This window comes from Burkholderia sp. 8Y (genome assembly GCF_902506145.1).
Classification (GTDB): Bacteria; Pseudomonadota; Gammaproteobacteria; order Burkholderiales; family Burkholderiaceae; genus Caballeronia.
Map to the genome: position 1 here is coordinate 1 of NZ_LR733523.1, position 25,813 is coordinate 25,813.

The 25,813-nt window shown below is 59.5% G+C and carries 22 protein-coding genes and 7 pseudogenes; 17 read left to right on the forward strand and 12 right to left on the reverse strand.

The window, feature by feature from the left end:
- The first annotated feature begins 133 nt into the window (after positions 1-133).
- The 4 genes from GV035_RS25435 (at position 134) to GV035_RS25450 (ending at position 5,500) form a co-directional block, all read left to right on the forward strand.
- Positions 134-1,165 (forward strand): porin, encoded by a 1,032-nt coding sequence (locus GV035_RS25435; protein WP_201304063.1) that lies wholly within the window; start codon positions 134-136, stop codon positions 1,163-1,165.
- A gap of 259 nt (positions 1,166-1,424) precedes the next feature.
- On the forward strand, positions 1,425-1,664 hold the full coding sequence (locus tag GV035_RS25440; protein ID WP_236572816.1) for a cation:dicarboxylate symporter family transporter: 240 nt from the start codon (positions 1,425-1,427) through the stop codon (positions 1,662-1,664).
- Positions 1,665-2,348: 684 nt separating this feature from the next.
- Positions 2,349-4,352 (forward strand): putative bifunctional diguanylate cyclase/phosphodiesterase, encoded by a 2,004-nt coding sequence (locus GV035_RS25445; protein ID WP_159838288.1) that lies wholly within the window; start codon positions 2,349-2,351, stop codon positions 4,350-4,352.
- A gap of 458 nt (positions 4,353-4,810) precedes the next feature.
- The gene (locus GV035_RS25450; RefSeq protein ID WP_159838290.1) at positions 4,811-5,500 is read left to right on the forward strand and encodes a type 1 glutamine amidotransferase domain-containing protein; all 690 of its coding nucleotides are present in this window, start codon (positions 4,811-4,813) and stop codon (positions 5,498-5,500) included.
- A gap of 291 nt (positions 5,501-5,791) precedes the next feature.
- On the opposite strand, the gene GV035_RS29980 is transcribed toward GV035_RS25450, so the two are convergent.
- The 5 genes and pseudogenes from GV035_RS29980 to GV035_RS25465 all read right to left on the reverse strand — a co-directional run bounded on the left by GV035_RS29980 (position 5,792) and on the right by GV035_RS25465 (position 8,354).
- On the reverse strand, positions 5,792-6,364 hold the full coding sequence (locus GV035_RS29980; RefSeq protein WP_442859602.1) for a KUP/HAK/KT family potassium transporter: 573 nt from the start codon (positions 6,362-6,364) through the stop codon (positions 5,792-5,794).
- Positions 6,350-6,934 (reverse strand): annotated as a pseudogene (locus GV035_RS29985) (KUP/HAK/KT family potassium transporter); the annotation flags it as partial. The gene GV035_RS29980 and the pseudogene GV035_RS29985, both read right to left, overlap by 15 nt.
- 94 nt (positions 6,935-7,028) lie before the next feature.
- A pseudogene (locus GV035_RS29760) lies at positions 7,029-7,088 on the reverse strand (hypothetical protein); the annotation flags it as partial.
- A 270-nt stretch (positions 7,089-7,358) separates the two neighbouring features.
- Positions 7,359-7,655, reverse strand: coding sequence for a DUF6723 family protein (locus tag GV035_RS25460; RefSeq protein ID WP_201304060.1), 297 nt, complete (start codon positions 7,653-7,655; stop codon positions 7,359-7,361).
- 264 nt (positions 7,656-7,919) lie between these two features.
- Complete coding sequence (locus GV035_RS25465) at positions 7,920-8,354, reverse strand: hypothetical protein (RefSeq protein WP_159838292.1); 435 nt, start codon at positions 8,352-8,354, stop codon at positions 7,920-7,922.
- Positions 8,355-8,639: 285 nt separating this feature from the next.
- On the opposite strand from GV035_RS25465, the gene GV035_RS25470 reads away from it, so the two are divergent.
- Together GV035_RS25470 and GV035_RS25475 are read left to right on the forward strand one after the other, a co-directional pair.
- The gene (locus GV035_RS25470) at positions 8,640-8,843 is read left to right on the forward strand and encodes a cold-shock protein (RefSeq protein WP_159838294.1); all 204 of its coding nucleotides are present in this window, start codon (positions 8,640-8,642) and stop codon (positions 8,841-8,843) included.
- 527 nt (positions 8,844-9,370) lie between these two features.
- Positions 9,371-9,604 (forward strand): DUF4406 domain-containing protein, encoded by a 234-nt coding sequence (locus GV035_RS25475; RefSeq protein ID WP_236572804.1) that lies wholly within the window; start codon positions 9,371-9,373, stop codon positions 9,602-9,604.
- Positions 9,605-9,721: 117 nt separating this feature from the next.
- Here the strand turns inward: GV035_RS25475 and GV035_RS29990 are convergent, their stop codons facing one another.
- The 3 genes and pseudogenes from GV035_RS29990 to GV035_RS29995 form a co-directional block, all read right to left on the reverse strand.
- Positions 9,722-9,868 (reverse strand): diguanylate cyclase domain-containing protein, encoded by a 147-nt coding sequence (locus GV035_RS29990; RefSeq protein WP_159838350.1) that lies wholly within the window; start codon positions 9,866-9,868, stop codon positions 9,722-9,724.
- Positions 9,865-10,092: a diguanylate cyclase domain-containing protein gene (locus GV035_RS29580; protein ID WP_159838296.1), complete on the reverse strand. Its 228-nt coding sequence runs from the start codon at positions 10,090-10,092 to the stop codon at positions 9,865-9,867. The genes GV035_RS29990 and GV035_RS29580 overlap by 4 nt, the downstream gene beginning before the upstream one ends.
- Positions 10,073-10,177 (reverse strand): annotated as a pseudogene (locus tag GV035_RS29995) (hypothetical protein); the annotation flags it as partial. The pseudogene GV035_RS29995 and the gene GV035_RS29580, both read right to left, overlap by 20 nt.
- A gap of 250 nt (positions 10,178-10,427) precedes the next feature.
- On the opposite strand from GV035_RS29995, the gene GV035_RS25495 reads away from it, so the two are divergent.
- Both GV035_RS25495 and GV035_RS25500 read left to right on the forward strand, forming a co-directional pair.
- Complete coding sequence (locus GV035_RS25495; RefSeq protein WP_159838298.1) at positions 10,428-10,967, forward strand: hypothetical protein; 540 nt, start codon at positions 10,428-10,430, stop codon at positions 10,965-10,967.
- Positions 10,968-11,159: 192 nt separating this feature from the next.
- Positions 11,160-11,594: a hypothetical protein gene (locus GV035_RS25500; RefSeq protein ID WP_236572806.1), complete on the forward strand. Its 435-nt coding sequence runs from the start codon at positions 11,160-11,162 to the stop codon at positions 11,592-11,594.
- Between the two features lie 445 nt (positions 11,595-12,039).
- On the opposite strand, the gene GV035_RS25510 is transcribed toward GV035_RS25500, so the two are convergent.
- Entirely contained in the window at positions 12,040-12,699 is a 660-nt protein-coding gene (locus GV035_RS25510) for a response regulator transcription factor (RefSeq protein WP_159838302.1), read from the reverse strand.
- Positions 12,700-12,939: 240 nt separating this feature from the next.
- Positions 12,940-14,106, reverse strand: a complete 1,167-nt coding sequence (locus GV035_RS25515; protein WP_159838304.1) for a porin — start codon at positions 14,104-14,106, stop codon at positions 12,940-12,942.
- A 452-nt stretch (positions 14,107-14,558) separates the two neighbouring features.
- Here GV035_RS25515 and GV035_RS25520 point away from each other — a divergent pair.
- The 4 genes and pseudogenes from GV035_RS25520 to petA all read left to right on the forward strand — a co-directional run.
- Positions 14,559-14,747 (forward strand): annotated as a pseudogene (locus GV035_RS25520) (transposase); the annotation flags it as partial.
- Positions 14,748-14,856: 109 nt separating this feature from the next.
- Positions 14,857-14,988 (forward strand): annotated as a pseudogene (locus tag GV035_RS29190) (MFS transporter); the annotation flags it as partial.
- Positions 14,989-15,293: 305 nt separating this feature from the next.
- Positions 15,294-16,037: a YfdX family protein gene (locus GV035_RS25525; RefSeq protein WP_159838306.1), complete on the forward strand. Its 744-nt coding sequence runs from the start codon at positions 15,294-15,296 to the stop codon at positions 16,035-16,037.
- A gap of 79 nt (positions 16,038-16,116) precedes the next feature.
- On the forward strand, positions 16,117-16,737 hold the full coding sequence (gene petA, locus GV035_RS25530) for a ubiquinol-cytochrome c reductase iron-sulfur subunit (protein ID WP_159838308.1): 621 nt from the start codon (positions 16,117-16,119) through the stop codon (positions 16,735-16,737).
- Between the two features lie 221 nt (positions 16,738-16,958).
- Here petA and GV035_RS25535 read toward each other — a convergent pair whose 3' ends face one another.
- On the reverse strand, positions 16,959-17,600 hold the full coding sequence (locus GV035_RS25535; RefSeq protein ID WP_159838310.1) for a response regulator: 642 nt from the start codon (positions 17,598-17,600) through the stop codon (positions 16,959-16,961).
- Positions 17,601-19,654: 2,054 nt separating this feature from the next.
- On the opposite strand from GV035_RS25535, the gene GV035_RS25545 reads away from it, so the two are divergent.
- Positions 19,655-20,065 carry a sensory rhodopsin transducer gene (locus tag GV035_RS25545; protein WP_236572810.1) on the forward strand — a complete coding sequence of 137 codons (411 nt, stop codon included), beginning with the start codon at positions 19,655-19,657 and terminating at the stop codon, positions 20,063-20,065.
- Positions 20,066-20,383: 318 nt separating this feature from the next.
- Here the strand turns inward: GV035_RS25545 and GV035_RS25550 are convergent, their stop codons facing one another.
- The gene (locus tag GV035_RS25550; RefSeq protein WP_159838314.1) at positions 20,384-21,460 is read right to left on the reverse strand and encodes a sodium:calcium antiporter; all 1,077 of its coding nucleotides are present in this window, start codon (positions 21,458-21,460) and stop codon (positions 20,384-20,386) included.
- 208 nt (positions 21,461-21,668) lie between these two features.
- On the opposite strand from GV035_RS25550, the pseudogene GV035_RS29585 reads away from it, so the two are divergent.
- The 4 genes and pseudogenes from GV035_RS29585 to istB all read left to right on the forward strand — a co-directional run.
- A pseudogene (locus tag GV035_RS29585) lies at positions 21,669-21,795 on the forward strand (phosphate ABC transporter substrate-binding protein PstS); the annotation flags it as partial.
- Positions 21,796-21,913: 118 nt separating this feature from the next.
- Positions 21,914-23,011, forward strand: a pseudogene (locus GV035_RS25560) (IS256 family transposase); the annotation flags it as partial.
- 215 nt (positions 23,012-23,226) lie between these two features.
- Positions 23,227-24,750 carry an IS21 family transposase gene (gene istA / locus GV035_RS25565; protein WP_201304064.1) on the forward strand — a complete coding sequence of 508 codons (1,524 nt, stop codon included), beginning with the start codon at positions 23,227-23,229 and terminating at the stop codon, positions 24,748-24,750.
- Positions 24,751-24,755: 5 nt separating this feature from the next.
- Positions 24,756-25,544 (forward strand): IS21-like element helper ATPase IstB, encoded by a 789-nt coding sequence (gene istB, locus GV035_RS25570; protein ID WP_159838317.1) that lies wholly within the window; start codon positions 24,756-24,758, stop codon positions 25,542-25,544.
- Positions 25,545-25,813 lie beyond the last annotated feature (269 nt).

A 25,813-nucleotide genomic window follows, 5' to 3' on the forward strand; every position in this document is an offset into this window, starting at 1 on the left:
ATGGAACCACTCGGCTATATCCCTCCCGCTGAGGCTGAGGCACACTACTACAGGCAACTCCGAAGTGCCGCTGACATGCCCGCATTAACTTAACCCAACCGGCCTCCACGATTCCCGGTGCGGTTCAGTCACGCTGTACGGGCTGATTGAGTCGGGATTCACATACTCGAACAATCAAGACGGAAACAAGACTTACCAGATGGTGAGCGGGACCAACACTGGAAGTCGTTGGGGCCTTAAGGGAGCGGAAGAACTGGGCGGAGGATACAAAGCGATCTTCACGCTCGAAAGCGGGTTCGACTCGTTCACGGGTGCGTTGGGCCAGGGGGGGCGTGAGTTCGGTCGCCAAGCTTTCCTCGGTGTGACGGGACCGATAGGCACCGTCACGGTTGGTCGTCAATATGATGCGATTTATGACGGACTGGGGCCGTTCACGACCAACTACCTGTATGGCGGGGGCTATTTCTCTCACGCCAACGACGTCGATAACACTGACGGTGGCTTCCGGGTCAATAATGCGATCAAGTACGTCAGCCCCGTACTAGCTGGTTTCACGCTAGAAGGCTTCTACAGCCTCGGCGGTGTTGAAGGAAATTTTTCGAACAGCCAGGTCTGGGGCGCCACTCTCACTTTCGCACACGGCCCGCTGAGCGGCGCGGCCGGATACGAGAAAGTCAACACGCCGGCGGCAGTTGAAGTCAACGGTTACCTGAGCGGCGGCGGCTACAACAACGTTATTTACGGGCCGTATCTCGCGGGCGCGCACGACCAGCAGATCTTCGGTGCAGGTGCCGCGTACACGGTCGGCAGAGCGAACTTTCTCCTCAACTACACGCATGTAGTGTTTGGCGGCGGAGCGTTGGCTGGCGACGCAAAGTTCGACAACTTTGAGGTGGGCGTTGGTTTCCACTTCACTCCCGCGCTACAAGGTGTCGCCGGCTATCAATTTACGCGTGCAGTAGACGATGCCACCGGCAGTAGCTCGAGATATCATCAAGTGAACCTAATGGGAGACTATGCGCTGTCGAAAAGAACGGACGTCTACGCTCAGGCGGTGTACCAGCGAGCAGCCGGGGCAGCGCAGCAGGCCCAGATCGCCGGGTTGGACCCATCGAGCAGCAGGTCGCAACTTGCACTCCGCGTTGCATTTCGGCATCGATTCTAGACGCCGCTCCGCCATTTCGGAATGTAGCACTCGCCAGAAGCGTCCGTGTCGGTGGCCAACCTCGCATATCGATCGCCCGCCCGGTTTGTGATTTCCTGGCCAGCGCTGGCTGGCCGGGCGCCCGGGATAATGCGGCACGCCAGCCTTCAACGCCTGCAGAGATATAGCTAAAAGCACTGCGAGCAGGAATCCACGTAGCCGAAGCTCCTCGAGCAGCTTGAACGGTTCGGCGTCCCCAAACCGGCTTCATTTTTTGTTTTTGCCTCTTGGCTATTCATTCAATCTCGACGGTTCCACAACCTATTGCACCTTCGCGACGGTTTTTACCAGGCAGGCGTATAGGATCTACCTTAGTTTCGTGCAGCAGGCGTCGATGTTGGCGATTTCGTTGCTGACCAGTAATGGCATGGCGGCGGTGCGAAGGGCGTCACTGGCGGTCATTGCCGCCAAGGCCAGTCCAATACCCAAAAGCAGGCCTGCTTCTCATCACGGGAGCTGACCAGTTCCTCGATATTGCGCCGCATGGCTGTGAAAGTGGCTTGGCGACAGCGTTGCTTCAGCAGTCGTCGCTAAGTGGGAGAGGGAACTGGGGAACAGAGATGACTGAGGCCGAGTTCGCTGGACACGGAACTGGGCCTGAGCGCGCAGTGGCTTGTCTACGGGCAGGGGAGGGAAGGAGCGATCGCCTTGCTCTAGCCCAAGCCGTCGCGCCCAGCAATTTGAAGATCACAACCGCTTGGGTTCGCGAAAGATACGGCGGAAGCAGTAGGAAGCGCCCACTCGCCGAACGGGCGCCGCAGCGATTGGGACCAATGCGAGAAACAGACGATAAACCGAATGCGATCGCCGGAGCAGTATGGATCCGTGACACTAAGCGGCGGGCAAGTCTAATTACCTTTGCAACAAGGGCGCGTGCAGTGTTGCCGGGCCCGGCTCGCCGGCGTGGACGTGCGTGCCGAGCAGCGCGGCGACGGGAACCGTTGGAGCTGACAGCCACCGACAAAAGGGCGGAGCGGCAAGAGAAAGCTAGCCGCACGAGTGACTGCGGCAAAGCGGCCGCCCCTTGCATAATGAGGAGAAGGGATAAAAAACGCGCCAAGGGTGCCGTTAAAGAGGGGATGGACCTGAAAAACTCTACTACCTCCGCATCGTGCCTAATTGACGCGGTTGCGGACACAAAGCGATGAACCGCCTTCTTTTTTTTCGGCGGTTGCGGTCGCTGTTTTCTATTCCTCGCGATAATCCGCAACTGCTGATCGCGCAGTTCGGGGCATTCCGACGCCAGATGCCGCTGATGTATGGCGTGCTCATCGCAAATACATGGGCGCTCGCTGTCACGCATTCAAGTACTGCGCCAACATGGCTGACCCTCTATGTACCCGGCCTTTTCACCACGATAGGTCTGATGCGGATCTGGAGATGGATACGCGAGGGGCGTCGGCCGCCATCGGAGGACGCGGCGCACCAGGCTCTTTCAAACGCCAACTGGCTTGCTGCGGGGCTTTCGGTGCTTTTTGCCGCGTGGGCGCTTCTGCTGGTCCGCTATGGGAACGCATTCGCTCAGGCGCACGTCGCTTTCTGTATGGCCATTACAGTCATAGGCGTGATGTTCTCGCTGATGCATCTTCCGCGCGCTGCCGCTATCATTGCCGTCACCATCAACGGTGCTTTTTTCGGATACTTCGTGATGTACGGAAACAGTATATTTCGCGCTGTTTCCTTAAACGTCGGGCTAGTCTCTGGTGCGATGCTTGTAATTTTGGCGAATCACTACCGCGACTTCATTCGGATGGTCGAGGCCCGCGCCGAAACAGACCGGCTTGCTCATCTCGATAGCTTAACCGGGCTGCCCAACCGGCGGTCTTTCTTCAACGAACTCCAAGTGGCCTACGCGACGGCCGTCGCGGGCAAAAGGATGCTCGCCGTCGGCATTGTCGACCTGGACGGACTCAAGCCGGTCAACGACATTCACGGTCACGCCATGGGGGACAAGTTGCTCAGCCAGGTAGGCGAGCGTCTGGCAGGATTCGTCGCACCGCATCTCAGGCTGGCTCGCCTTGGTGGGGATGAATTCGGGCTGCTGATCTCAGATCTCGTTTGCGCGGAGGATCTTGTCGCGCTAGGCGAACGAGTCTGTGGAGCGCTGCGTGAGCCTTTCACTGCGGGAGATTTCGAGGTTCGCATCTCGGGCTCTTTAGGCTTCGCGATCTACCCGACGCACTGTACTACAGCCGCAGAACTCTACGAGTTCGCCGATTACGCGCTTTACTCGGGAAAGCGGAGTCGCCGCGGTCGCGCTGTGATCTTCTCCGCAGATCATCATTTCGCCATCCGGCGCAATACGATGGTGGAACATGCCCTCCTTATGGCCGACCTTGACGGGGAATTGTCTGTCGCATTTCAGCCGATTGTCCGCGTCACGACGGGCCAAGTTTTAGGCTTTGAGGCCCTCGCCCGCTGGTCGAATCCTCTGCTCGGCAGCGTACCGCCCGCCGAGTTCATCATGGTCGCCGAGCGTGCCGGGATCGTGAGCAGCCTGACCTGTATTTTGCTTAGAAAAGCGCTTGCCACCGCGCTTCGTTGGCCGCACCCGATTCGGCTGTCCTTCAACCTTTCGGCGATCGACCTTGCCTCGGCTGAGACCGTGTCAGACATTCTCAGACTCGTTGCCGAGAGCGGCTTTGATCCATCTCGGCTCGACTTTGAGATAACCGAAACGGCCATTGCTCGGGAGTTTGAGGCCATGATGCAGGCTGCGTCGCGCCTGCGCGCCCTAGGGTGTGGGCTATCGCTGGACGACTTCGGGGTCGGCTATTCGAGCCTGTCGTATCTGCACGCGCTGCCGCTTACAAAAGTAAAGATCGATCGCAGTTTCGTTCGCGAAATGCATACGGTGCGTACGAGCTACAAAATCGTCAAGTCGTTGCTAGCTCTCGGTCGAGACATGGGCGTCGAAACCATCGTGGAGGGCGTCGAGACCCAGGGCGAGTTAGAGGCACTCAAGTGTGCTGGTGGGAAACTGGCCCAAGGATTCCTGTTCTCACGGCCGGTGCAGCCGGACGAGACGAGCATCGTGCTTGACCTGTGCTTGTTGCCGGCGCGCCCGGAGGAGAACGTTCGGGAACGCGCTGGTAATCGGGGAGGATTCCATTCGCAGAACGTGAAGACGCGGAACGAACGAACTTGACATAGGACAAAGATGCATCATTTATTCGTGGTCCTAATTCATCGCGGGCAGGACCAGCAACCAGCACCTCAGTGGATCCTCCATAGTACGCAGCGTTCCTTCGATCGCCCGGCACTTTTGGCGCTGCCGCGAGTGTCGCCGGAGGTCGGTTCTCATATCCTGACGATGGCCATTGGGTCGGCCGCATCGTAAGACATGCGCGTGGAGGAGAACCGGCAAACCGCAGCAGCGTGCGCAAAACCGCCCACGCAGCGCGCGTATTCGTCGGTCAGGAGGTCACCAACCGGGCTTGAACGTAATACAACGCCGCACACGATATACAATGCAAATAATGTATATCCTGGGGAGATCATGCAGGTGGCAAAATGGGGTAATAGCCTTGCCGTGCGGCTGCCAGCGAGCGGGTTGACGCAGACGACTGGTCTACGAGCTGCGTTCCTACTCCTTGGGAGCACGACATGAAGGTGTTAATGGTTTTGACCTCGCACGATCGACTGGGCAAAACGGGTCGCAAGACCGGCTTCTGGCTGGAAGAACTCGCCGCGCCTTACTACACGTTCAAGGACGCAGGCGCTGAGATCGTGCTGGCTTCGCCGCAAGGCGGGCAGCCACCGCTCGACCCAAAAAGCAACGAGCCGGCGAATCAGACGGCCACAACGAGGCGCTTCGAACAAGACGCAGCGGCCAAGGCGCAACTCGCGGCGACGGTGCGCCTCGATAGCATCTCGCAGGCGGACTTCGATACTGTGTTTTATCCCGGTGGTCACGGCCCGCTGTGGGATCTGACGGGAGACGCAAACTCGATCGCGCTGATCAAGTCGTTCGTCGCCGCGGGCAAGCCCGTCGCGCTGGTATGTCATGCACCGGGCGTGCTGCGGCACGTCACCGCGCCGGACGGCAAGCCGCTCGTCGATGGCAAGCAGGTCACGGGCTTCGCGAATTCCGAAGAGGCGGCGGTCGGCCTGACCGACATCGTGCCGTTCCTGGTCGAAGACGAACTGAAGGCCAAGGGCGGCATCTACTCGAAGACTGACGACTGGGCGCCGTACGTAATCACGGACGGGCTGCTCATCACTGGACAAAACCCGGCTTCGTCGTCTTCCGCTGCCGCTACGTTGATGAAGCACCCGGCGCTCGCCGCGCAATGAAGGCAGCGTATGCGCCGACGCGCGTTGCCCTCGGCGAGCGCGCGACCGTTTCAAAAAAAATCTGTAGTGGCCGTTCGAGCGTCCGTATTCGCAGCGGGCTCCCGAGCGGCTCCCAAAGCTCAGCCGTTGCACCTAAGCTACGATCAGCGCCGTATCGACGTGGCGCGGAAGTATCAACCGTTTCCAACATTTCCTGCGTGCATCGGCGGCTTCAGGGGTCCAGTTCAAAGTGATCAGAGTAGATGTCCGACCGGCACTTTTCTCGGCGCCGATGCACCTAGACTGAGTTCGTTATAGCACGACCTGGACTCCGAGCTCGACGACGTCCTCGCTTCTGAGCCCGAAGTACTCCGCGCTCGATGTCGCATGGACCGACATTTCCCCGTACGGCCGTTCGCGCCAGCGCGACATTTGTCCATGCGAACAACCGGGCATGGCGTCGTCGCGCGGCAGGAAATAGGTCGTGTGCTTGTGATCGAAGCGCCAGTCGCCGAGCTGGCCATTAAGCGATTCGAGCAGACGCGGCAGATTCGGACGCTCGGTGAAGCCATGTCGCAAGATAACTTCGTAGCAGCCCGCGCCGAGGTCGCGCACCTCGACGCGCGTGTGCTCGTCCACGCGAGGTGCGGACTCCGAGCGATTCGTGAAAATTACCGTCGTCTGATTCAGCACGCGGTTGTGGCGCACGTTGCTCGTGAGCGCGGACGGCGTCGCGCCCGGCACGCTGCCAGGATAAATCGCTGTGCCTTGCACCCGTGCCGGCGCGTCGGCGCCGGCGAGCGTGTCGCGCAGAAAGTCCGCGACGGGCTGCGCATGCGATGCGTGCCGCTGCGCAAGTTCGGACCCGCGATGCCATGTCGCCATTAGCACGAACAGCACGATGCGGACGGCCACAGGAAACCAGCCGCCTTGCGGAATCTTGTGGACGTTCGCCGCGACCAGCAGCGCATCGACCACAATGAGCGGCGCGCTGATCGCCAGCACCGCGACCCGGGGCCAGCCCCAGACGTTGCGCGACAGGCTCACCATCTGCAGGGTGGTAATCAACATCGTAAGACCCACCGCAATGCCATACGCCGATGTGAGCCGGTCGGAGCTGCGAAACACGAGCACCAGAAACATCACAGCGCCAAACAGCAGCGTCTTGACGGCGGGCACCTACACCTGGCCGCGCTGCGACGACGACGTTTCCACCACGCGCAGGCGCGGCAGAAAGCCGAGCTCGATCGCCTGGCTTGCCATCGAGAACGCGCCCGAGATTACCGCTTGCGACGCGATGACGGTGGCGAGCAGAGCGATCAGCACAGTCGTTATTAGCGCCCACGAAGGCGCCGCAAAGAAGAACGGCTGCTTCGCCGCACCAGGCTGATGTTGCATCGTCACGGCTTGTCCGAAGTAGCCGATCAAATCGAAGGGAATACGACGAAAAGCCATGCCAGGCGAATCGCGCGCCGGCCATAGTGACCGATGTGGCGTAGAGTGCCTCCGCCCCTGTCAGCGCGAGAATAACGGCACCGAGTATGGTGAACGCGAGCGCCGGGTGCGTATGTGCCAGTGCCCAAGCGTGCGCCGGTGAAAGCGCGAGCAATATGTCCAGATGCTGCGTGATCCGGTACGCAACTTATCCGATCCAGGCGTAGACCATTAGGTTGCCGTACGCAGAACCCAATCAGAGCATCTTGCCTGGCGGAACGAGTCCATCGTGCGCCGTTGTCTTGCTTGGCGTGGTGGATCGGATTGGAGCGCTGCGCGTTGAAACTGTTAGAAAGGGCCTAAGGTCGAGCTATGCGCCTCGGAGGGAGCCGAGAGCAATCTCGCACTACAACTGTAGGCGACAAGCGTCCGTGTTCGCCTTTTCTCAGAGCTCGGGATTTCTCAAGTCCGCACTCACTATTGCTTCGCCACGTCGCTGGGCGGCATGCAGCGCCTCATCCTTGCTCGCGAACGGACCGATCTGCTCTGCCCCGTCGAACGGAAAGAGGAGTTTGCCGTCCGTTTTCCTCACGACCTTTAGCTTGCCGTAAAAGCCGGCCCTCGCGTGGCCGTGTGTAGAGGTGTAGATGAAGAAATCCGCCTCAGATATGGCGCGCGCTGGCGCCACGGTCTTTGTTGGGAAAAGCACCACCTTCGGTCGCTTGCCGACTACGTGTTCCATAGATCAAGCTCCACAAGAGAAATTGAGTTGCGACAGGGCAAAAACCCGATGGATCAATGTGCCTTGCCTCGCTTCTGCGGGTATCGAGCTTCGCGGCGCGCGTACGACAGGATATTGAACCGGCAGTGATCGCATGCAACAACTACACCCAACGACGATCCTCGTGCGGAGATGCTCGACCCGCCGGTGGCGCGTCCCTTGACGCGTCTTCTACGGCGCTCGCCAAACGCGTGCGACAACACAGACAACCGAAGCTGAGCACGTTCACCGCGTCGCGCTGGTAGTCCCGTTAGCTTGGTCGTTGCTGTTGGCCTGCGCTTCCAGTACTGCCAGGCGTACGTCGTCAGGCAGCGGCGAAATGCGGGCGCTTCTGATGAAGGCTTCGAGCCGTTCTGTTGCGGCTGTCAGGTCACGATAGGTGATCCCACGCAACTGCTCATCATGCAGTCGCAGCACCTGCTCGAGAACGCTCGCAGTTTCAGCGTCGATAAACCAAGGATCGTCCTGTTTTTCGCGAGACAGGCATCCATTCAAGTTCTTCTCGGCACGCGCGTACAACTCCAGCGGAAGCGCGCCGAAGCCGTTCTCCTGGAGGAAAAGCGTCATGTAAAGCACGCGCAGCAGCTCGTTGAATTGATAAGCCGTTCCACTTCGTTCGCGCCGGCATGCGGCGAGCGCGAGGTGGATGGCCAGGGACATCTTACTAGCGGTCTCGACTGGCAACGGAAGCAACATGGCGCGGGTCAGCGGACGACGCGGACGGGCCGTGCTGCGAGTTTTGCGCGTAACACTACGGGGCATGGCGGAAATAATAAATGGTGGACAAGAGGGGGCATAATGGCCGTCTTGGACGATCGATCGTGCCGGAAGGTTTTCCCTTGCTGTTATCAAACTGATAAATATATCTGCGAAGCCTAATAGTACGTCGCGTTGGACGCTGTTATTCTCGTCGAGCACAACACTTCCTAATAGTAAGGGACGATCATGGCAACAGGTACTGTGAAGTGGTTCAACGACGCAAAGGGTTATGGATTTATTACGCCGGATGACGGAGGCGACGATCTGTTCGCGCACTTCTCCGAGATCCGGGCAGAAGGCTTCAAGTCACTGGCGGAAAACCAGAAGGTGAGCTTCGAGATTACGCAAGGACCGAAAGGCAAGCAGGCGGCAAACATCAAGCCGCAATGAACTAACGCCCGTGGACGACCGGCGCCGAGGCTTTTCCGGCGGCACGATGGAAAGTTATCCGGGGCCCGTCGCAAGCATGAACCTGTGAGACCTATATAAAATGACTCAAGCATTGAGCGCACTGACCGGCTTGACGCCTAGGAACCTCGACTCTGAAATCGAGCATCTTGAGCGCGTTCTCGCGAAAGACGCGGCGAACTCCCTGTTCGGTCGCACTTATTGGCGCAATCGCGTCGTCAAGGCGCGGGCGACGCTAGGAGTAGGACCCTCACAAGGTTCACGACTCGAGCGGCTGTTGTTCCGCGTGACTAATCAAGCAACTCACGCAGGCTAGTACGTCTCCCAGCCCGTCCGATTGGCACTAGCTTCCGCTAGGGATCATCGTTCCTACGGCTGGTCTGTTGCCGGTGCGGACTTGAACCGGCTGAGAAAGCTCTGCATGGCGGTTCGAACATACTCCCTAGCTGCTCCTGCCGTTGGTCGCCATGCAGTACCCGTCGGTACCCCAGCCGGTACGAGACTTTGATTTGGATGATTCGCTGGATGAGAGCCTCGACGCTAGGCTCCATCCGATCAGCGAGGCATTCCTTTACCCGGTTGCACATCGGATGATGCAGCAATGCGATTCTATCCTGCGCATCGACGGTGAATCCAGCGGAGCGGATGCGAACGTGGAAGCGGCCCGCAAACTAGGGTTGCGGATCTATCACCGCGTTGACGATATCCCGGCTGCACCGGCAGACGAAGGCAGCGTTGAGTGAGCACTACGGGTTGAGGGTCGGCTTCTGAACCAAGCGAGATCCGTCCAGTCTCGGGTTTAATTTCTCGGCATCCGAAGAACGGTAAACAGCCTTAGGTTCGGCTACCGTTCAGGGCTGCTAAGCTGGGGCCATGGATGGATCGGTTCGACTAAACCGATAGCCTCCACCGGCTCGCTTTGCTTTGTACATTGCAGTGTCGGCTCTTTTTAAGAGACCCCCAAGCGACTCCTTTGCCGCCTTGCGCGTTGCGATCCCGATGCTCAGCCCACGGGCAGGAAATCATCGGCCAGGGGCCGAATTGCGGTAAAAAGCCTGTCGCATAACTGGTCGACCTCCTCACGCTTTTCGAGTCCTGGGGCGATCAGGACGAATTCATCGCCGCCGACACGCGCAAGGATATCGCCCAACCGTGTCGCTTCCTTCAGGGAATCGGCGACTCGACGCAGAACGGTGTCCCCGGTCGCATGCCCCAAGCCCCAACTTGTCATTCACCGACTTGAAACCGTCTAGATCGATGAACAGGGCTGTGAGGGGACGCCCACCCTGGCTGGCGGCGTCGTTCAGTTGATCCAGTTCTCGCTAGAGGTCTCGCCCGGCAGTCCCGTCAAAGCATCGAGGTAAGCCGCTCGAGTCATTCGCTCTGTGCCCCGAACAACGCCCTTGAACCCCCTTCTCTGCATTCCTGAGAGCGAAGGCGAGCAGTGCTGCGACGGCAAGCAATAACCCAGCAAAGGCACAGCCTGTCAACTCGACCCGGACTGTCTCATCTGCAAGCCCCGCGACTCGCCTGGCCTCACACTCGGCGGCGAGCTGCGCGATCTGCATGCGTATCCGGTCCATCGATTCCTTCCCGGCGTTCCAGGCGCTCGTCATCGAAAATCTAAGCAGCACGCTCGAAACGGTTCACGGGGAAAAGGTGGAGATCACCGGCCGCCTAGAGCAGGTGCTAGCGGAACGCGACGCCGCGCTCGAAGAATCCAGTACGGAGCGTCAAGCTGCCGAAAGCGCCCGAACCGAGTTGGCGAAGGCACTGCTGCGTCCTGAAACTTTGCCTCGCCTCGAGAGCGAGCTTCATGGTTTGAGGCGTCACGTCGAAACTGAGAACTCTACACGGGTAGCCGCCGAACAAGAGGCTGCGGTGGCCGCGGCGAAACTTGAGGCCTCGATTGAGGCGAGAGCCGTCGCGGCGAAAGCGTTTGAAGAGGCGAAAGCAGAGTATCAGCTTCGAGGCGTCGAGCTGGCGGATGTGCGATCCGAACTACGTGAGGCGCTCAAGACAATCGCCGAATTACGGGCGAAGCTCTCTAAGAGTCGCGGCCCGCGCACCACATTACCCGTGAAGCCCGACAAGAGGCCCGGTTGAGAAGTATGACGCACGCGCCGACGCCTTTGCACGAGCGTCGGCTTGACTCTCCCACGCGGACCGTAGTCTGTCACTTGTACCGCGCGGCCTGAACAATCTGAACGGGTTGCCGTTATGCACAGTTGTGTCCATGTGCGGGCCGTCGCAACCGCTCAGTAAATCCGCGGCAACAATCGGAAGGATCACGCAACGATGCTGGAAAAGAAACGGAACACGTCTGACTGGATGGAAATCGGTCGAGAGCTACTAGCCCACAAGAAGCAAGTGCTCGCCGCGTACGCGGTTGACTCCACTGGCCGCGAAAAACGCGCCGCTCAACTCTTCTATAGCTTTGCCGAGTTGACCCACAAAACGAAAAAGAGCACCGCGCGTCACCTGATCAGGAACTACGAACGGTTTGAAGCGTCCTCAATGAAAGACGACCATGAACGTGCTTTCACCACCAACGAGCTGACTATATTGGCGGCGAGAACAGACGATGAGGTCGCTGAATTCGTTGAGCCGCGGAACCTGACACCGGAAGAGAACGACGCGCTGAGCCTGGCTCTCGCCCAGAAGGAGCTTTTCCAACTCCCTCGGGGCATAGGAAATTGCGCGCATGCGGTGTCGTATTACGCTGTGGGCTGAAGCCCTTGTTTTGGCCAAAGCCTCCTTGATGTTGTCGTCGCTTCCCGAGCCCATTCCCTTAACGGCGCGCAGTTCTTTCCGCTCATCGCAATTAACTGGGCGACCGTCTTGACGCCGGCCGTCGCCACCAACGAGTTATGCGCCCTCGTTCCGAGACCAAGGTCGCTGATGGTCATCGACTTCAAAGCTTCGTTTCTCGCTTGAGTCGTATGAGCGGCGATATAGCCGTTCAGGGTGTCGATTGCAATCAGCGCTTTAGTGACGCTGGTGATGCGAAGGTTCAGTTCATGGCGATAGGTTCGAAGATAGCTAAGGCCCGCGATAGTAGCACTTCGCGTCCCTTAGATAGGGACGCCCGCGCTAGAGGATGTTATGCGCCCTCGTCGTGGCCGCCCGTCACTTGGGCAGCCAGAGCACTCCCGAACGTGTGCGTCCGTTCAGGTAGTCATCCGTTCGCCAGACGATAGCCAACGCCGCGAACTGTCACGATCTCATCTTCGCCGATCTTGTGACGGAGGCCGTTGACGTAGACTTGGATCGCGTTTGTTCGCTGTTCCTTTGCGTCGTTGTAGATCTTCCGCTCGATTTCGGTCCGGCTCAACACGCGGGCCGGTTCCTCCATTAGCGTGTGCATAACGGCAAACTCGCGAGGTGTGAGGTAGAGTTGCTTTCCGGCGAACCGGAACTCTTGCGCAGTCGGGTCCAGCATGAGCTGCCGGTGACGAAATATCTTTTGCTTGTGGCCTTTGCGTCGTCGCAACAAGAAGTGCACTCGCGATGACATTTCCTCGCGGTCCAGTGGTCTTGTCATGTGATCGTCGGCACCAGCATAGAGCGCTTGGATGCGTTCGTTGGTCTGACGATGTTCCGTAAGGACAACTACGGGGGCATCTCCGCCTGCCTTCCGATAGCTAATGAGAATCTCGATGCTGTCCGGATGTGCGAGGTCGAATGACAAGAGCACAAGGTCGTAGGACTCGCGCATCAACGCTTGCTCTGCTGCAGCTCTGTCGCTCTTCCAATCAATGGTGTAGCCCGCGAGACGCATTGACTCGACTATCGCCTCGGCTTCAGTCCTGTTTCGTTCAATCAATAAGAGCCGCATAGCAAGAGGCCAACGAAAGCAGCAGGCACGACGGCGCCCGCGACTTCGGACGACGTTTGTTGGTGGATCAGTATTTTTGCATGCGCCGTTGTTGGCAAATCCCGGATCAGCTCTTTGCCATGTGCAGGCCTCTGACGACACACGTCGCGCGGGTAAAAGCCGGTCTGTGCAATGTGGCCATAAAGCAAAAAAGCCCGGAGGCCAATGGCGTCCGGGCTTTGAGATGCGCTACCGCAGTTCTTAGAACTTGTGACGAACGCCGATAAGCGCAACTTCTTGGTGGTTGCGACCAGCCGCGTAGCCCATGTCGGAGACCGAAGCTTGAGCGGAAGATGCGCTGCCGTCGGTACCGCGTTGCGTGCCGTTTGCATGCTGGTACACGCCTTCGGCGTACAAGTCGGTACGCTTCGACAGCGCGTAGTCGGCGCCAATGCTCACTTGGTGATAGGTAGCGTTGGTGTCGCCCATGCCGTGCGTATAGGTATAGCCGAGGCCAAGCAACGTAGCCGGCGTCAGTTGGAAGTTCACGAAGCCATTGGCAACGTGGAACTTCTCTTGCGTCCGGAATGTCGAGAGAGCGTCCGGCTTGTACTGAGCGAAGCTGTACGATGCGCCGGCCGTGAACGGGCCGAACGTGTACTGGCCAGCGCCACGTGCGATGCCGATCGAGTGAGCCGACGAGTACCCTTGGTTAATCACAGTGTAGGTAAGCGAGTCGGAGGACGGGCTATTCCACGCCGTCGCAGAGCGGCCTGCCGACGGATTGTCTGCGTGCAAATAGCTCGCCGCGAGCCCGAGCGGACCATTGTTATAAGCAACTGCGCCACCCCACGTCTTGCCTTGGCCTGTCGTGCCAGCCAAGTTGCTGAAGCCGTAGATGCCTTCGAACTGGAAGCCCGCAAACACCGGCGAGACGTACTTCACAGCGTTGCTCACGCGCAGGCTGTTGTCATAGTTATCGAGATCGCCGGGCGTGGCGAACGCCGAACCCCAGTAGTTGTCGGCAGTAAGACCTTGGACCAAGTCGACAGACGGGTCATATTGGCGACCGAGGGTGACCGAACCCCACTGGTTGCCCGACAAGCCGACAAATGCTTGACGGCCGAACTCACGTCCACCTTGGTTCAGGCGACCGGTGCCGAGGTCATAGCCGCTTTCCAATTGGAAAAGCGCCTTCAGGCCACCGCCCAAATCCTCCTGCCCCTTCAGGCCCCAGCGATCGCCTGACAGGTTGCCGCTTTGCATGGCGAACACGCGACCACCGGTTCCGTTTGCGTTGGTCGAATGGCTCACATAGGTAAGGGCTGTGTCCAGAACGCCGTAGAGCGTCACGCTGGACTGAGCGTTTGCCGCGCCGGCCGCGCCAAGAAGGGCCAGGGACACCATCGCTGCTTGCGTCTTTTTCATTTCGGAAGCTCCGCCACGTAAATTTGTTTGAATATTGCTATAAAGAACGGGGTGAAGCATACATTGCGGTAAGAGATTTTCATTATTTGTTGCAAATTTGCGACAAGCCGCCGTCACGGTGCGGCGCGATTGCTGAGTTGTGTGCGTCAAGCTGTGCAGAAACCGGATGCCAGTGGTTTCAGTTGATCCTTCTGTGCGACGTTCGGTGCGAAGGGCGTAGCCCGCAGCGCCGAACGCCGCACGCCGCTATGCAGCAGCGCGCAAGAACTCCTTGGTAGTGACGCCGGCAACCAGCGCTTCCGCTGACGGCCGGTTCGTACTACGCTTGGTCGTGGCCATGGTGTAAGCCCTCCCGAGGGCAGTGCTGAACGATGTGCAAAAACGCTGAGGCGTCAGGAGCGCAGAGGCGGGGGTGGCCGTGGTGTAAGTTGATGAATGTCCAGTTCGTCAACCAGCGACTGAATGAGGAAATCCGGCGGCGCACGCGTATCGTGCGCATCTTTCCCAACGATGCGTCCTGCCTTCGGCTGATCAGGGCCCTGTGTAGCGAAACGCATGAAACGTGGCTCGAAGACAGCCGTTATCTGAACATGGCCTTGCTGGCCGAGCAGAAGAAGGAGTTTTTGCGCGCTGCTGCATAGCGGGCGCGCGGGTTCGGCGCTGCGGGCTACGCCCTCCGCGCCGCACTCAGCGCAGATGGATCAACTGAAACCACCGGCATCCGGTTTCTGCACAACTTGACGCACACAACTGATGAGCGTGGCGGCGCTCGGCTGGACTCGAGGGCCAGCCGAAGCAACTGCTATGGTCGTCAGGAAGTTTACAGGCGCAGTCAGTGACTGGCTCGGCAGAAGCAAGGCGCTGTTGCCCCGCGGCCGGGGGGCAACACTCTGTGCAACGCGCTCGCACACTCATCGCGTCGTTCTGACTGACCCCGGGCCTGGTCGGCGTACTGCTGACGGAAGAAAAGTGCAGCTTGAGACCGAGATGCGGTCTGCTTAGGCCCTTCGAACCTGCGGGGAACGCCCGCGCGACGCGCCTCGTTGCACCCTTAAGCTCGTTTTAAGCACTGCGGCCTACTTTTGAAGCGTCAACAGCCTAACGTCAGGCGTGGCCGCATCGCATCCCGCAGAAGCGGGCCGCAAGACGCGATGCCTAGCGCCGGGCGCTCACACGGGAGAAGGAACATGAACCAGCATCAGCGATTTGCCGCCGCGTGCGCCTTGATGGCGGCCGCTTATTGTGGCGGAACGGTACAGGCGGCTGCCTTACCGCAAACCGTTGCATCCGACATGGGTAAGGTATCAGGGAAGGGGAACGAGGCGTTCCAGCAAATCGAACTCGCGCGCCTCGCGATTTTCAACGGTCACGGGGCGGAAGCCGCGAAGCTCGTGAATGCCGCTCAGGAGTCACTCAGGGCGGCGCAGGCGGACAACACCGCATTTACCAAGGCTGAGAAAGACCTCAAACTTCCTCCCGCCGCCTCGGGCGGACAGCACGAACAGCCGGGCGTCGCCGCAGCTTCGCAGGACCTGGTGTGGCTTCCGATCGGAGCAGACGTAACCATCACCGACAATCTGGCCCAATCTCCGAAGAAAGCTAAAGCTGTTGCATCAGCGAACGCGCACATCAAGCAAGGAGAGCGCGATCAGGCACTCAACGCCCTGAAAGTTGCGAATATCAACGTTGCCTACACCATGGAGCTCGTGCCTCTCAAGCTAGTGATGGCGGACGTCGACGACGCCGCGAGGCTGCTCGGCCAGCACAAGTACTATGAAGCCAACGACGCTCTCAAACAAGCGGTCGCAAGCGTGCGCTATGACTGGCTAGATCTAGATGCAATTCCGAAACAAGGTCGCAAGAGCAGTTCGGCGCAGCCGATTGCAAAAGCCGCCTCAAATACGGCGTCGTCATCCACAAGCGCGCAATGAACAGGCTCGCGTTGGGGATAGATGCAAAAGTAAAGGATGAGAGCGATAGCTCAATTCGACATGTGCTGGGGGTGCTGCCGTGGATACGGTTGACAAACCATCTCTCGATGCCGGCCGGCGCAGGCTTCTCGTCGCCACGTCCGGCGCAGCGGCACTGGGAGGCGTCGCTACACTGGTTCCATTTGTCGGCTCCCTGGCCCCCTCTGACAAGGCGCGCGCACTGGGAGCGCCGGTGACGGCCGATGTCAGCGCACTGGAGCCCGGCGCAATGATGGCTATTGCCTGGCGCGGTATGCCGGTCTTCTTGGTTGCCCGAACAGACTCCATGTTGGCGGACGTAGTGGCCGCGGACGCTATGGTGGCGGACCCGGCCAGCGAACGCCCATTTTCTATGCGACTGCCGCCCTATTGCTCGACCGAATACCGTTCACGAGCGAGCAATCCCAAGCTGCTCGTCGTAATCGGCGTGTGCACGCACCTCGGATGCACGCCTACGCCGCGCTTTGTGCCCGGGGCGCAGCCGAATCTGCCCGATAACTGGCCCGGTGGCTTCCTGTGTCCCTGCCATGGATCGACTTATGACCTTGCCGGCCGCGTGTTCAAGGACAAGCCCGCGCCGTGCAACCTAGATGTGCCTCGCTTCGAATTTCTTTCCTCTTCGACGGTCGTGATCGGAAGAGACGAACAGGGCGAAGCCTAATTGCACACGCGAAAGGTGAAATGATCGAAAGCTTGGAAGTCATGTGACCGTTCGTTAGGAAGAGTTGCGTTAGTAGTACTTGAGCCGCTTCCGCACAGCTCCAGACGTGTTGAAAAAACCGATTACGGCCTATCTTGTGCCCAAGCTTCAACTTACAACTAAGGGCGGTGATTCGGTCACTCTCGATTCGTGTCGCTCGTGGTTGGCAGTTTCGCTCAATGTCATGGACTTGAGCGGCCGTCGCGGCTGCGATGAACGTCGAGTATGGCGAGAAGCCCCTGAAGGTTCACGGGCTTAACTAGATGATGATCGAACCCGGCCGCCTGCGAGCGCAGACGATCTTCGGCCCGACCGTATCCAGTGATGGCGACAAGCACAGGTTTGCTGCTGCCTTTTGCTCGCAACAGCGGGGCGAGCGTGTGGCCGTCAATATCAGGCAGGCCGATGTCAAGCAGCGCAACATCGAATTCAATTTTCTTCGCTGCCGCAACCGCCGCATGCGCCTCATAGACGATCGTCGTTTCGTGCCCCTCGGCCTGACAGAGCATGCCCAAGGAGTCGGCTGCATCTTTATTGTCGTCGACGATGAGGATGCGCGTATGGCCAGGATGGTGTTCGTCCTGCTTGCCCGCCGTAGGCGTTTCCGCCCTCGTTCTCGGTTGTACCCTCGGAAGGGTTATGCTAACGCTTGTTCCCTGCCCGGGCCCGGCGCTGTCGATGGATATTGAGCCGTCATGCATCTGTACGAGTCGCTTGACAAGCGACAGACCGATCCCCAAGCCTCCCTCCGAGCGATCGAGCGTCCGCGCGCCCTGTGAGAACAGGTCGAAGAGCGACAGGCATTGGTAGGTGAAGACCGGCATACCCTGACTCGCTCGAAGTTAAGAAGTCACGCCTCGGAGCTTTCTATGACCCATCTCAGCCATCGGAAATGACGCAAAATGCCGTGCTTGCGCTGCGCCGACTTCGGTTTGTGACGCCGTCACTTTGTCATCGCCCGACACGCATCGGCGCAGGTCCGACAAGTCTGCGCGCACTGTTGGCAATGCACCGCTTGATGCCTTGCGCACTCGGCGGCACAGGCATCGCACGCTTCAGCGCACAACTCACAGAACTCATGGCTCAGCTCGCTCGAACGCGACAGCAGTGAAGCGCCAAGACGGCAGATGGCCGAGCAGTCGATGTCGAGCGCGATGCAGACATCCATACCGCCGGCGCTGCCCTCCCTGAGACACGCAGCGGCGCATCGATCGCACGCGTCCGCACAATCGTTACATGCGTCGATGCAGTCCTGATAGGGGTGCATGATGGTTCCCCGAGAGTTGATGGGCAGGTTTCTTAATAGCAAGCGGCGAACCATTGTCGAGGCCACGGATACGCGAGCAAACTCGGTTCGCGGTCGTTCGAGCAATTGCTAGAGCACGCGCTACGCCGCTGCATCGCTGCTGTGTCATTTAGTCAAGCGAGAACAGTGCACCTGCGTAGCAACTTCAAGTCGGCTTGGCCGTTCCGCGGGTGGCTGTCTACCCCACAGACGATTATCGATGCCGTCATCGGCGACCTGCCGCGCTATCGCCGCCCCGTCGTCCCCGGCATGCTTTGCAAACCATTTGTAGAAATGGCACATCGTGATGCATATTCCGACGGACGAAACTTGATGCGGGGCGGATCCGTATGGCTTAGCATCCGGTGACCGAGAGAGAAGGTCGCTATAAGCGAGTTTGAACTGCGTGAAGAGGCCATGTGAGCGAACAACATTGCGCCTGCCGAGCAGTTGGATAAATATGCCGTGAGGGCGTGTCAAGTCCCTCTATCGTCGAGGCGAAGCAGTTGGTCACGAGACGCTCGCGGCATGGCGTAGTTTATGCGTCGCAAGGGCGAGTGCAGGCTGCTCATGTTTCGCTGGGGTTGCCTTGAACGCGATCCGTGAAACAGCGGCCGGAAACTCGCGCCTTGCATTAAGTGCATAGCGTGCTCACGCAACAGCGAACGACCACGGTCACGAGAGGCCGTGCTTATCGTTCAAAACCCCTAATCGATTGCCCCCCGCTGGGACGGAGTGTCCAAAGCGAGAGTTTCGAAGCATATTGGATCATCGTCGTTGAGTAACTCTTGGACGCATCGGTACGCCCTAGTGAGGCGTTGCGCAATGCTGATAGAAATCGTTGCGTGCACGGTGGGGCTTGTAGTCGTCCGCTTGTTTGGTGCCCGACTGAAGTTCTTGGGGGCCACGCCGCGCTGTATCTGGTTGTCGGCCGTCGGAGGTATATCGGTTGCGCTCGTGTTCGTCTACGCCGAAGGACAGGCGATCATCCGCCTGGCGGTGACGGGCGTTCTTTTAGCAGCTAGGCCAGCACGATGGCTTTCTGTGGGTTGGCCCCTTCTAAGGAACTGAGCGAGCGGCGAAGGGGTCGGGCTGTAGGACGTGCAGGTTCTGACAGCGATGCGCCCAGCGCCGCTATTTTCTGGCTGCATATGACATCGTTCTCGCTCTGCAACGTGCTCATTGGCTATCTCCTCACAAACAACTTTCGCGCGGCAGGACCGCTGATGTTTCTCGTCGCAGCGATGGCGCTGCATTTTCTGGTGACGTCACCCTGGTGGCTATCTTGGGGGGCGGCGTGATCATGATTGTGCTGAAGGAGGAGTTGCCTGAAGGGTGTAGGAGCCAACGTGGCCCTTTCCTTCTGGGGCAGCAGCATAGGCCGGGCGGTTGCTTACGTGGTGAGACCCAAGACGCGATGTCGGTCGGCCGCTAAGAGTTTCAGAATGCCGGCGGACGTCTCAAGGCAATCCTCGGCAAAGAGCGACCGGACTACGATGGGCCTGGTGACGCTCGGCAGCGCCGTTCAGTGGGATCCGGTGCCAGGCAAGATTTCGGTGTTCCGGTGAAACCGCTGTGGGCGCGACGAGTGCCGTGTCTGAATTCGATCGAAAGCTGAACGGAGGACGTATGAAGGCAATAGGAAAAACGACGTGGGCGATCGCTGAGGGATACCTACCGCCATACAGCAACGGCGACGGACCTGATCTGGTTAGTCACGAAGCAGCGTGCATTCTCAACACGGGCGACGTTGATGCTCATATCGAATTGAACGTATTTTTCAAGGACCGTGCGCCGGCCGGTCCTTACCACGTCACCGTGCCAGCGATGCGGACGTTGCATATGCGCTTCAACGATCTTCGCGATCCCGAAACAATACCAGTCGGCACTGAGTATGCCAGCTGCTTTCAGTCGGACGTGCCAGTGGTTATCCAGCACACCCGCCTTGACTCTCGGCAGTCGGAGTTAGCGTTACTAACAACGATTGCATTCTCCAGTGACTGATTGGTCGGTTGGCGCTTTGGGCAGTAGACGGAACGATGGGACACCATCAACCAAAGCGTTCTCTGGCAGGGGATGCTGCTCCGGCGTCCCCCACGGTTATCTGAAAGTTCGACGGAGCTGCCAGCCTCTAGGTCGGGGCGTCGCGGTTCTCGTTGCGTAACGTTCCGCTGCGCAGTCGACGGGACTCGACCGTGTTCGCCGCCCACATCTGTTCTTGCCGTGCGACGATTAATCGTCCGAAGAGCCGGACAGGGGGGCGATGCGCTTGTCCCCCTCTACACGACCCAACGCGAACAACGCAAGTCGCCCGACGTTGCGTCAGCGTGCGTGCGCAATGGCAAACAGGCCGGCTGTGGCGAGGACGTACAGGACGAGCACGGTTAGAGAATCGAGACCCATGCCGAGCACCTTGCGCTTTGGCCGAAATATTAGCCCGGCAAGATAGACACTGGTCAACAATACGCCAAGCCCCGCCAGGTAGATATCAGTATTTTGAGCTTGCGGCAGCACCGCCTGGCCTGACACGACTGTAGCGACGAGGAAAAGCACGGGCAGGAAGGCATTACCCCCGAAGATGTCGCTCACTGCAAGCTGATAATCACCCGCCTTTGCCGAGGTCAGCCCCGTTGAGACTTCGGGCAGCGACGTTGCTGCAGCGAGGACAGTCGCCCCAAAAAGCACGCCGGTCATTCCAATGTGCTTAGCAATCGCATCGCCGGAGCGCTCGAGCACCACGCCGGCTACGAGGGTGACGATTGCAGCGACAAAGAAAAGGAGCACCGTTTTAGCGGTCCTTGTGCCACTTTTGATTGCACTATTGTTTTTCTCAGACTGCGAATGCCCCTTTGGCTTTTCTTGAGTGTCGGGCGCGTCGCCCGCTTTATCGTGCCAGGGAAGTCCGCGGTTGGCCACGCCGATGAGCCAGACACCGATTAGCCAGATTACCGTGATCAGAACGGCGACAGGGGTGAGGCGCGCGGCGATTAAGGAAGCCGGCATTTGGGTGCCCATGACCGAGACGATCAAAACCCCGACGACAAGAAGCCCTTCTATAACGAGTGTGAGGCTCGCCGCCTTGTACATAAGCGGCACCTTCTCGCGCATACCGAATGCGTCAACAATGACGAGGACCACCGTCTGGATCGCTATGCCGCCAAGGATGTTGCCGACGGCAACGCCGATATTGTTGGAGGCGGCCGCACTGACCGTAATCGCGATTTCAGGAAGGTTTGTCGCTATCGCCAACAGAATCACTCCGCCGAGGGCCTGACCTAGCCCAAACCGCGTCGATAGTATGTCGGTCGTGTCTGATAGCTTTATACCGGCGAACCAAACGGCGACGGCGGCGGCTGCGAAAACGCCGAGCAGTGCGACTAGTGGTAATCCGTCAAACATGGTGTTGTCCCATCACGGCTTTTCCTCCGGTCAGCAAGTGCCGGTCCAAAGTTGCGACAGTACAGAGATACCACGGAGTCGACACGTCACCGCCGATCGGGGATGCCCGGGATCTGGCGTTCGTCTGTTGCATCGTCAGACACAAGAATGTCACGGTGTGCTCTTAACCTGCATGCCACCGCAGGCGACATACAATGAGGAGTCGTGCATGAAGCTCCGGCAAACAGCGCTGGTTATCGGTGCCCTGTGCGCCACTGGCGCAAACGCGGCAAACATCACAGGGCGCGGGCACTACATTCGCGGCACCGATCTACATGAAATGGGCCGATGCTTGGTAGTGTGCTGAAGGATGTGCAAAAACGCTGAGGCGTCAGGAGCGCAGAGGCGGGGGTGGCCGTGGTGTAAGTTGATGAATGTCCAGTTCGTCAACCTGCCCTCGGGAGGGCTTACACCATGGCCACGACCAAGCGTAGTACGAACCGGCCGTCAGCGGAAGCGCTGGTTGCCGGCGATCGGGATCTGATGAAGGCGCTTATGAAGGATGCGCTGCAGGAAGTGCTCGAAGCGGAAATGACAGAGCTGCTGGGCGCTGCGCCCAATGAGCGCAGCGAGACGCGAAGCGGCTATCGTGCGGGCTACTACGGCCGCGCTCTGGTGACCCGCATCGGCAAACTCGAGCTGCGCGTGCCACGTGATCGGCATGGCGAATTCTCAACGGCGCTGTTTGAGCGCTATGCGCGCAGCGAGAAGGCGTTGGTGGCGGCGTTGGCCGAGATGTACGTGCAGGGTGTGTCTACGCGCAAGGTCAAGGCGATTACCGAAGAGCTGTGCGGTCACAGCTTTTCGGCCTCGGCGATTTCGGCGATCAACAAGGGGCTGGATGCGACGCTGGCAAAGTTTGCACACCGGCCACTGGAAGAAGCGTATCCGTATCTGATCGTCGACGCGCGCTATGAGAAGGTGCGTGAGTCGGGCGTGATCCGTTCGCAGGCGGTGCTGATTGCCATCGGCATCAACTGGGAAGGCCACCGGCAGGTGCTGGCTGTGGAGTTGGCCAACCGCGAAAGCCATTCGAGCTGGAAAGAATTTCTTCTGGCGCTAAAAAAGCGCGGCCTGTCAGGCGTCGAGTTCGTCGCCTCGGACGACCACGCGGGGCTAAAGAAGGCGATCGGTGAGGTGCTGCCGGAAGCCGCCTGGCAGCGCTGCTACGTTCACTTTTTGCGCAACGCATTGGACTACCTGCCACGCAAGGCCGACGACGACTGCCTGCAGGAACTACGCTGGATGTACGACCGACGCGACCTGCAAGAGGCGCAACGAGATCTCGCGGCGTGGATTACAAAGTGGCAGGGCAAATATCCGAAGCTTGTCGATTGGGTTGAAGGCAACATTGCCGAGACGCTCACGTTCTACCGGTTGCCGCGCGCGCATCACAAGCACCTGAAGTCCACCAACATGCTGGAGCGGCTGAATGAGGAAATCCGGCGACGCACGCGTATCGTGCGCATCTTCCCAAACGATGCGTCATGCCTTCGGCTGATCAGGGCTGTCACCGGGCGGCACTATGGAGCCATTCTGAGGGCGGCGTAAAGGCGCCACTTGATGGGCGGCGTAATAGCGCCACCCCAAGGGCGGCGTATTGGAGCCACTCAAGGGGCGGCGCATAGGAGCCAGCAGCATCGGGGCGAGAACGCGATTCGAACTTTCCAACTCGGTACGCTCCGTTCTATTTGAACGGAGCGTCCATGGCCAATCGGAGGTTCGAATTGTTCGAGTACCGCCAAGTCCTTGTCCGCATGCGGCAGGGCGATTCCGACCGCGACATCGCGCGCGGCCGCTTAATGGGACGCAAGAAGTTGACGACCGTGCGCCGCGAAGCCGAGGCGCTCGGATGGCTGGATCCGACACAGCCGTTGCCGGATGACGCCACGATCGCTGGCGTTTTCGGTCGCTCGCCGCACCTGCCGCACACCTGCGTGTCGACGGCCGAGCCGTTCCGTGAACAGATCCGCGACTGGTCGGCTGCGGGCGTCCAGGGCACCACCATCCACGCCGCCCTTCAACGCAATCACGGCTACACGGGCAGCTATGACGCCGTGAAGCGCATGCTGCGCCGTCTCGGTGCCGAGCGTAATCCGGGCACTACGACGACGATCCTAGAGTTTCCTCCGTCGGACGCGGCGCAAGTCGACTTCGGCGCCGGCCCAGTGCTGACACATGAATCGGGCCTGCCGCTCAAGACGTGGATCTTTGTGATGACGCTTTGCTGGTCGCGTCACCAGTACGCCGAGATCGTGCTCGACCAGACGGTAGAGACGTGGCTGGCCTGCCATCGGCGCGCCTTCGAATGGTTCGGTGGCTGTCCCGGCCGGGTCATCATCGATAACGCGAAGTGCGCGATCATCAAGGCGTGCCGATATGAGCCTGCAGTCCAGCGCTCCTACGCCGCGCTTGCTGAGGGATATGGATTCCGGATCGACGCATGTCCGCCGCACGACCCTGCTAAAAAAGGAATTGTTGAATCCGGAGTCAAATACGTTAAAAGATCCTTCGTACCGCTACGCGAGTTCAGGAATCTGGCCGATGCGAACCGGCAATTGCGTGACTGGGTCATGCAGCAGGCCGGCACTCGCGTGCACGGCACGACCCGCGACCTGCCGCTCGCGCGCTTTGCCATCGAACGCCCGCTGCTTGCACGACTGCCTGACGTGCCGCCGGTACTGGCCGTGTGGAGCGAGGTCAAGGTGCATACGGACGGCCACATCGTCTACAAGAACGCGCTGTACTCGGTGCCGTTCACGCTTGTTGGCAAGCAGCTGTGGTTGAAGGTCACCGACACCGTGGTTCAAGCGTTCCACCGGCATGAGCTCGTTGCGACCCATCCGCGACTACGCAAGCCTGGTGATCGGCATACGGTGCGAGATCACCAGCCGCCCGAGGCGCAGGCGTGGCTTGAGCGCGATCCGCAGTGGTGTCTGGCACAAGCTAAAGAGATTGGGCCGGCCTGCCTTGCAGTGATCCTCGCGATGTTCAACGACAAGGTGCTCGTGAACCTGCGCGGCGCGCAGGGTCTCGTCCGTCTACGCGAGAAATACGGTGACGCGCGCCTGAACGCCGCCTGCGAGCGTGCACTCACGTTCTCCAGCCCGAAGTATCGCACCGTCAAAGTCATTCTCGACAAGGCACTGGACGGCCAGCCAGCGGCGACGACACAGGCGACGGAACCTGCCGACACCTATCTGAACGGCGGACGCTTCGGCCGCGATCTCCAGTCCCTTCTTCTGCATTGAACGCCATGAATCCAAGTCCCGAACTGAATTCCATCCTCAAGCAGTTGCGACTGTCTGGCATCCTGGACTCCCTCGAACAGCGCAATCGGGAGGCCATCGATGCGCAACTCGCCTATACCGAGTTTCTTGCCATGCTGCTGCATGACGAAGTCGCGCGACGTGCGCAGAAGAAGCTCGGCGCGCGTCTTGGCCGCGCCGGCTTTGCGCTGGGCAAGACGCTCGAAACCTTCGACTTCGACCGACTGCCCAAACTAAATCGTTCGCACCTTCACGATCTGGCTACGGGCCGATACATCGACGAGAAGGTCTGCGTTCTGATGGTCGGGCAGACAGGCGTCGGCAAGTCGCATTTAGCGCAGGCCCTCGGGCACTGTGCCGCGCGCCAAGGTCACGATGTGCTGTTTATCAACCAGACGGATCTACTCAAGAAACTGCATGCGGCGCGCGCCACGGATCTCTACGAACGTAAGTTTCAGCAGTTCGTGCGTGTGCCATTGCTGATCGTTGACGACTTCGCGCTCAAGCCCCTTCGTGCACCCCACGATGAGGACTTCCACGACCTGATCGCTGCAAGGTACGAACGCGCAGCCTCGATCTTGACTTCAAACTTGGACTTCAGCGAATGGGGCGACGCCTTCCCCGACAACCGCGTTCTTGGAGCGGCAACGCTCGATCGCCTGCGCCACGGCGCCTATCGTGTCGTCATCGAGGGCGAGAGCTTCCGCAAGCCCAAACCGATGCCCGACAACGGCGAAAATGCGGTTGCCAAAAACGGCAAAAAACCGCAATCTTGAAACCGTTCGAATCCGCGTTTATCCGTTTCTGCTGGCACCATTACGCCGCCCACCCCCGGCGCCATTACGCCGCCCCGTGACAAGGGCCCTGTGTAGCGAAACGCATGAAACGTGGCTGGAAGACAGCCGCTATCTGAACATGGCCTTGCTGGCCGAGCAGAAAAAGGAGTTCTTGCGCGCTGCTGCATAGCGAGCGTGCGGCGTTCGGCGCTCCGGGCCACGCCCTTCGCGCCGCACGCCGCACAGAAGGATCAACTGAAACCACCGGC